The organism is Streptosporangium sp. NPDC003464 (assembly GCF_053588315.1).
The window spans coordinates 1-5,890 of the sequence record NZ_JBSFPS010000411.1 but is presented as its reverse complement, the minus strand read 5'-3'; the positions used below and the strand labels follow the sequence as shown (position 1 = coordinate 5,890).

4 protein-coding genes and 1 pseudogene are annotated in these 5,890 nt (G+C 67.0%); 4 read left to right on the top strand and 1 reads right to left on the bottom strand.

The features are described from left to right. Positions 1 to 77: 77 nt before the first annotated feature. A pseudogene (locus ACWDS7_RS45905) lies at positions 78 to 437 on the bottom strand (hypothetical protein); the annotation flags it as partial. A gap of 280 nt (positions 438 to 717) precedes the next feature. Here ACWDS7_RS45905 and ACWDS7_RS45900 point away from each other — a divergent pair. The 4 genes from ACWDS7_RS45900 to ACWDS7_RS45885 all read left to right on the top strand — a co-directional run bounded on the left by ACWDS7_RS45900 (position 718) and on the right by ACWDS7_RS45885 (position 5,878). Further along, positions 718 to 1,356, top strand: a complete 639-nt coding sequence (locus tag ACWDS7_RS45900) for a maleylpyruvate isomerase N-terminal domain-containing protein (RefSeq protein ID WP_451934426.1) — start codon at positions 718 to 720, stop codon at positions 1,354 to 1,356. Positions 1,357 to 1,735: 379 nt separating this feature from the next. Beyond that, the gene (locus ACWDS7_RS45895; protein ID WP_451934425.1) at positions 1,736 to 2,764 is read left to right on the top strand and encodes a hypothetical protein; all 1,029 of its coding nucleotides are present in this window, start codon (positions 1,736 to 1,738) and stop codon (positions 2,762 to 2,764) included. Between the two features lie 1,410 nt (positions 2,765 to 4,174). After that, on the top strand, positions 4,175 to 4,510 hold the full coding sequence (locus ACWDS7_RS45890) for a hypothetical protein (RefSeq protein WP_451934424.1): 336 nt from the start codon (positions 4,175 to 4,177) through the stop codon (positions 4,508 to 4,510). A 759-nt stretch (positions 4,511 to 5,269) separates the two neighbouring features. Next, positions 5,270 to 5,878, top strand: a complete 609-nt coding sequence (locus ACWDS7_RS45885) for a YncE family protein (protein WP_451934423.1) — start codon at positions 5,270 to 5,272, stop codon at positions 5,876 to 5,878. Positions 5,879 to 5,890: the final 12 nt, after the last annotated feature.

Genomic DNA, 5,890 nt, shown 5'->3' with positions numbered 1-5,890 from the left:
ATCCAGCCCTGCAGCCCACTCCCGCAGATCATCAGCAGTCGTCACAGAACGGCACGCTACCCCTAAGAATCACGAAATCAGGCTGTAGTACTAGAGCCTGTACGGAGTTCGGATCTCCAGGCTGGTCGGAGGCTTCGGATCCATATGACAGCTCCGCGTGGATGCAGACCGGCCAGATAGCTGTCAGGCGTCCTGTCGGACCGGAAGGCCGGCCCACGCCACTCCTTCATCCGGTTGATGCAGCGTTCGGCCGCGTTGCGCTGCTTGTAGAGATCGGGATCATGGGTGACCGGCCGGCCACCGCGGGAGCCGCGCTCCTTGCGGCTGGCCGCCTGATCGGCCTTCTCGGCGATGACCGCTTTGATCCGGCGTCGGCGCAGGTAGGCGCCTCCGTCCGTCGCCGTTCCCGGGGTCGCCGTCGCGGACGTTCTGCCCCTTTGGCATAGCCCCTTCTCCTGCCCGGCGGCTTCTTCCAGCGCTGCGCTCAGCTCGCCGTCCACGACCATCCCGGCGGCATGATGGTGGGCGCGGGCGGTGAATGCCTGACCGGAGGCGGCGGGCCGGCGGTGACGCCTCCGAGCCGGATACCGGATCACGCCCCAGCGGAGACATGGGGGATTTTCTACATGAAGAGGCCGACTCCTCACACCGAAAGCCACTGCGCCGGCGAAAAGGACAGCATTTCCGCCACTGGAATTCACTGGAAAGGGTAGGGAAATGACCGACGCCAAAGCCGATTTCCTGTTCACCGCCCGCTCGGCCGCGGATCTGCTGCGCGATCCGGCGGTCGCCGCCGCCTGGAGCCGGCCGAGCGCGCTGCCGGAGTTCAGCGTGGCCGGTCTGGCGGGCCACCTGGCCTACCAGATCCTGGCCATTCCGCCACTTTTGACCAGCCCGGTGCCACAGGAGGAGACCGTCGCCCTGCTGGAGCACTACAGCCGGGTGCGCTGGATCGGCGCGAGCCTCGACGACGACATCAACGTCCGCATCCGGCAGGGCGGCCAAGAGGTCTCGGCCGAAGGACACGCTGCACTGGTGACGCGCGTGGACCTGGCCCTCGAAGAACTGGACGGCTCCCTCGTCTCGGCGACGAACCGGCCGGTGCGCATCTCGCTGTGGGGGCCATGGTCGCTGACGCTCGACGACATGCTGATCACCCGGATGATGGAACTCGCGGTCCACTCCGACGACCTGGCGGTCAGCGTGGGCGTCGTGACGCCCACCCTCCCACCCAGTGCCGTCGACACGGTGATCGGCCTGCTGGCCCGCCTGGCCGTACGCCGCCACGGCCCGACCGGCGTCCTGCGGGCGCTCAGCCGCGCCGAACGCGCCCCGGCCACCGTCGCCGCCTTCTGAGGCCGTCACACCGGTGATCCCCCCCCGTACCGGGCCAAGGGCGGCGCCGCTCAGCTCGGTGCCGCGCTGCCCGGGCAGGCCAGCCCGTCCGCCACGCCTGGAGCCCGGCAGGGGCACACGGAACAGTGCCCTCACTTGTCCGGCCTGCCTGATAACGATCATGTAGCGTCCGGCCGGATGCGGGCCGCGGGCGGCTGGGATGTGGGATGGAGGGGTGCCGTTACTTCCGCGCGCCCCGTTCCCGCCGTCCCGCCATCGTGATCGCCGCTCCGCCGGTGATGCGTGTGCCGCGCCCGGCGGCCTGTCAGCGACGTCCCGCCGTTCTGACCCTTGCCCTCCCCCCTTCACCCGAGCTGCGTCCTTCGAGAAAGGGCCCCCGGTGAGCGTTCCCGTGCGCCGCACCACCGCCCGCACCGCCACCCAGCTGGTCCAGGCCATGGACATCACCGCCGACCAGTTCGCCCGGGCCCACGCCGCCGGGCTCGTGCCCGACCCGGACATGAAGACGCGCTGGTCCGGGCCGGTGGTGGACGACCTGGTCGCACGCCGCCAGGAGATCCTCGACGCGATCCTTGTTGACTACCTGGACGAGCAGCAGCTGCGCGAGGCCTTGGGCATGTCCTGGGACGACTGGAAGCGCGCCCTGGAGGCCGACCTGATCCCGGCCCCGGACCGGGGCGATTACTGGACACGGCCGGCGGCCGACGCTCTCATCGCTCAAGCCGGCCGGTTGCGCGCTGAGATACCGCCGCAGCCGCTGGGCGCCACCCGGTGCGCCGCGCTGCTCGCCAAGGCGACCGGCGTAAAGGTCGACGTCGCCGGCGTCCGGGCCTTGGCCGAGCTGGGCCATACCGAGATCGTCGACCGGTACAGGAAGTGGCCGCTGTACGACGTCGGCCGCCTGCACGCCCTGATCGCCACCGAACAGGGACGCCGCCTGGTGGTCGACGTGGTGGCTGAGCGCACCGCGTGGCTGACCGGCTCCCTCACCGCCGAACAAGTCGCCGCCGCCCTGGGCTGGCGCGAGACCGAACTGGCCCGCGTCGCCGTCGAGCACGGTATCGCCCGCGGCCGGTTCGATCGCTACAGCAGGACCGACATCGCCGCCCTGTCCGACGACGAAGACCTGATGTGCGATCACCGTCGAGCGCATGCTCCGTCCCGGGTGACCGCTGCTGCTCGGCGGCCCCGAACCTGGCGGGTTCCCGGGCAGATGCGAACGATCATCCCTCGCTGCTGTTCGTCAAGGCTTCCTCTCCCCGGTCGTCAGGCGGACCAGCGGACGGGATGCCCGGAGGGGTCGGTGGTGAGCCATGTTCCGTCGCCGAGCGGCTGGAGGTCATCGGCATGTCCGGCGTTGGGGGCCAGCTCCGCCCCGACGCGGCCTGTGGGAACGTTGACCCGGTAGTGGCGGAACCATTCCTGCCCATCCTCGTCCTCGCCCACCAAGGTGACGACGGCTACGCCCGGGGAGAGGTAGCCGCCACTCCACTCCAGGAACACCTCGTCCGGATCATGGCCGAAGTCCTCGACCTGCAACGCCACCGCCACCTCGCCGCTGGGGTAGAAGTGAAAGGCTACGTCAGCCTGTCCGTGATCGACCGTCATGAACTGCTGCCCGTCGGGCGCCAGATCGATCAGAACCCGGTCCACCCACGGATAGCAGACGGGAGCCAGCCGTCCGTCGGCCAGGGCGGCCCGGTAGATGATCGAGCCGTCCTGGCCCTCGCCAACGTTCAGGAGGACATGCCCGTCGCTCGGATGCCGGCACTGCCGGCCACCGTGCCCGACGGTCTCCAGATCCGACTGAGCCATTACCGCTCCGCTTTCGGCGTCGAGTACGGCCCACTGGTCCGGCCGGCCTCGGTCGGCCATGGCATCTGGCCGATAGACCCACACCGTGCGGTCGTCCAGCGACAGAACACATCCTGGCTGGTACCCGTGCCGCTGATCCGAGAACGGGTCGAACGCGGTCCGCCACCGCTCGTCTCCCGAACTCGTCACGCAAACGACCCCGTTCAGCGTCGTGTAGACAGCCCAACCAAGATCCACCGACGCGGCATGCTCGATGACGTCATCTCCAGGGCGCGGTGCGAAGACCACGGCCGGCGTCAGGACACCCAGAGAGGGAGATGCCAAGTCATAGACGCAGATCTGCCCGCCGACGAGCCGCGTGATGATCTGCAAGGAGCGAGGGGGCTGAACCATGCCGGGAGGTTAGCGCCTTCGCGAACCTTCAAGAAACCATGGCACCCTCAATGGGTCAGCGCACCACCCATGGATGATCATGTAGCCGTGGGGGTGTGTGCGTGACTACGGGTTTTCATCCGCTCAGCAAGACGAGATCTGGCGGCGCCGGCGCGACGGGGAATCCTTCAGCTTGATGGGCCGGGCACTGGGCGCCCCGATGCATCACGTCCGGCGCTTTCCCTGCCAGGGCGGCGGCGTGCACCAGGCCCCGCAGCGACGGTCCGTGCGCCGTCTGACGGCTGCTGATCGCGAAGAGATGTCCCGGGGCATCGCCGCCTGAGGCAGGCACCGGGTGGGGAGTTCGCCATGGCAGAGTTCATTCTGCCGTGATTGCCGGAACAGGGAGACCTGTTGGCGCACAGAATCCGCTATTTTTCATTACCGGACAGAAAAGCTTATTTTCTGTCCGGTGTAAGGCGATCCCTATTCAGCGCTGTGATCGCGAATCGGCATGGTCTGGTCGGCCGTCAGCCCGGCGCTGGAAGAGGGTGACCAACGGAACGGGCTGTCACCACACAACGGCGTCAGGTCGGGAGAAGTGCCACAGTCTGTCGCTGGAGTTCTGGTCGTGGTCGAGATTCGGACCACCGCCCCCAACCCGGACAAGAAGCTCAACACCCTCGGCAGGGACGTGTGGCGCATCGGGCAGACCTGCACCCTCACCGTGTCCGAGCTCGAACCGCTGCTCAGCTTCACCTCCCAGGTGCCGAGCCAGGCCTCTGAGTCTTGGGCGTCATGCCGTACGCCCATGGGCTCGATACCACCGATCCTCCTGGGGCCGCCTCTTGCCCCTGCTTCTCGACGGCCTGGCGGTTCCGTCCACTGTCGGGTTTCCGGCAGCCTCACCGAGTTCTACGTCTTCAAGGGCAAGCGCTACATGCGCGTCCACGTGCAGGGCTTGTAGCCCGGCCGGCCGCCGTTCCTCGCTCAGACCCCACGACCTGAGCAAAGGGCGCCCGGCACGACAGCGTCGGCCCGGCAACCGTCTGCGTCGTCCACTGCTTGGGACGGCCGGCCATGATCCGGCAGGCGGGGCAGATCCGCCCGCCCATCCCCGCGGGCAGCACATGCACCCGCCGCCGGCTTCCACCTCGAAGATGTCAAGACCGATCAAGCCCGGCAGCTCTGATCCGTTATGTTGATCCACACGCCCGTGCTTCTCGCTCGATCACTTTCCTTCGACAAGATCGTGATCTTAGACGTCGCGGGCGCTTCTCATGTCCAGCCCCCGCTTCAGCCACTCACCGTCACAGCCGCGAGATCACGCATAGCGATCAAGCGACAGCGCCACCCCGGTCAAACGAGAAAGACCCACTTTGGTTCGTGTCCGGAAATCACCGAGCACCCAACGCGACCAGCACGCATCACAGCGTTATTCACTTGCTGAATTCCTGCCGCTGGATGGTTTTCCGACTGTTGGGGATGTCACGTGCCGCAGTGTCACCGCGGGCGAGGGTGCGCATTAGGGATGAGCAGTGAAAGCGCGACGGCACCGGCGTGCGGTTCCATTGTTGCCGGTTTTCCGCCATGAGGAAGCAATGGATCATTTCCATTAGTCAACGTATGCTTTGGCCCAGCCGTCTCAGATTTCGTGTGGTCTGCGATGGCCGGACGTGGTTTCCCTTGGTTGTAGCTATATGCGCAGATCCGGATACGTGACGGCGTGCTGGGCTGCATCGACGCGCAGAGGAAGGCGAAGAAGTCAATGGCATTTCCAATAGCGGCAACGGGAACCAGGGGTCTGGCCTACATTGCCAACGTCGGTGACCGCGCGGTGTCGGTGATCGACACCGCGACGGGCGCCACTACTGCGACTGTCCGGGTTGGTAGTAGTGGTTGGGCTAGTCCATCGGACGTCGCGGTCAGCCCCGACGGCACCCGCGCCTACACCACCAACCCCGACTACAAATCCGTGTCGGTGATCGACACGGCGACCAACACGGCTATCGCCACCGTGCCCACGAACGGTTACTGCCGAGGATTGGCGGTGCACCCCAACGGCACCCGGGTGTACGTGGCCGACAACAGCAACGAAGTTGTGCACGTCATCGACACCACCACCAACACAATCAGCCGCTCCATCGGGGTGGGATCGCCCCCTAACGGTGTGGCGATCACCCCCGACGGAGCGGGCGTCTACGTCAGCAGCGACGCCGGCCCGGTGTCATTGATCGACTCCGCCGGCAACAGGGTGTCGGGCAACATGATGTTCACCGCGGTGCTGGTGGCCCTCAGGACGTTGCGGGCCAGCGGGCGCCGCTCGCCCTCGTAGGTGTCCAGGAGT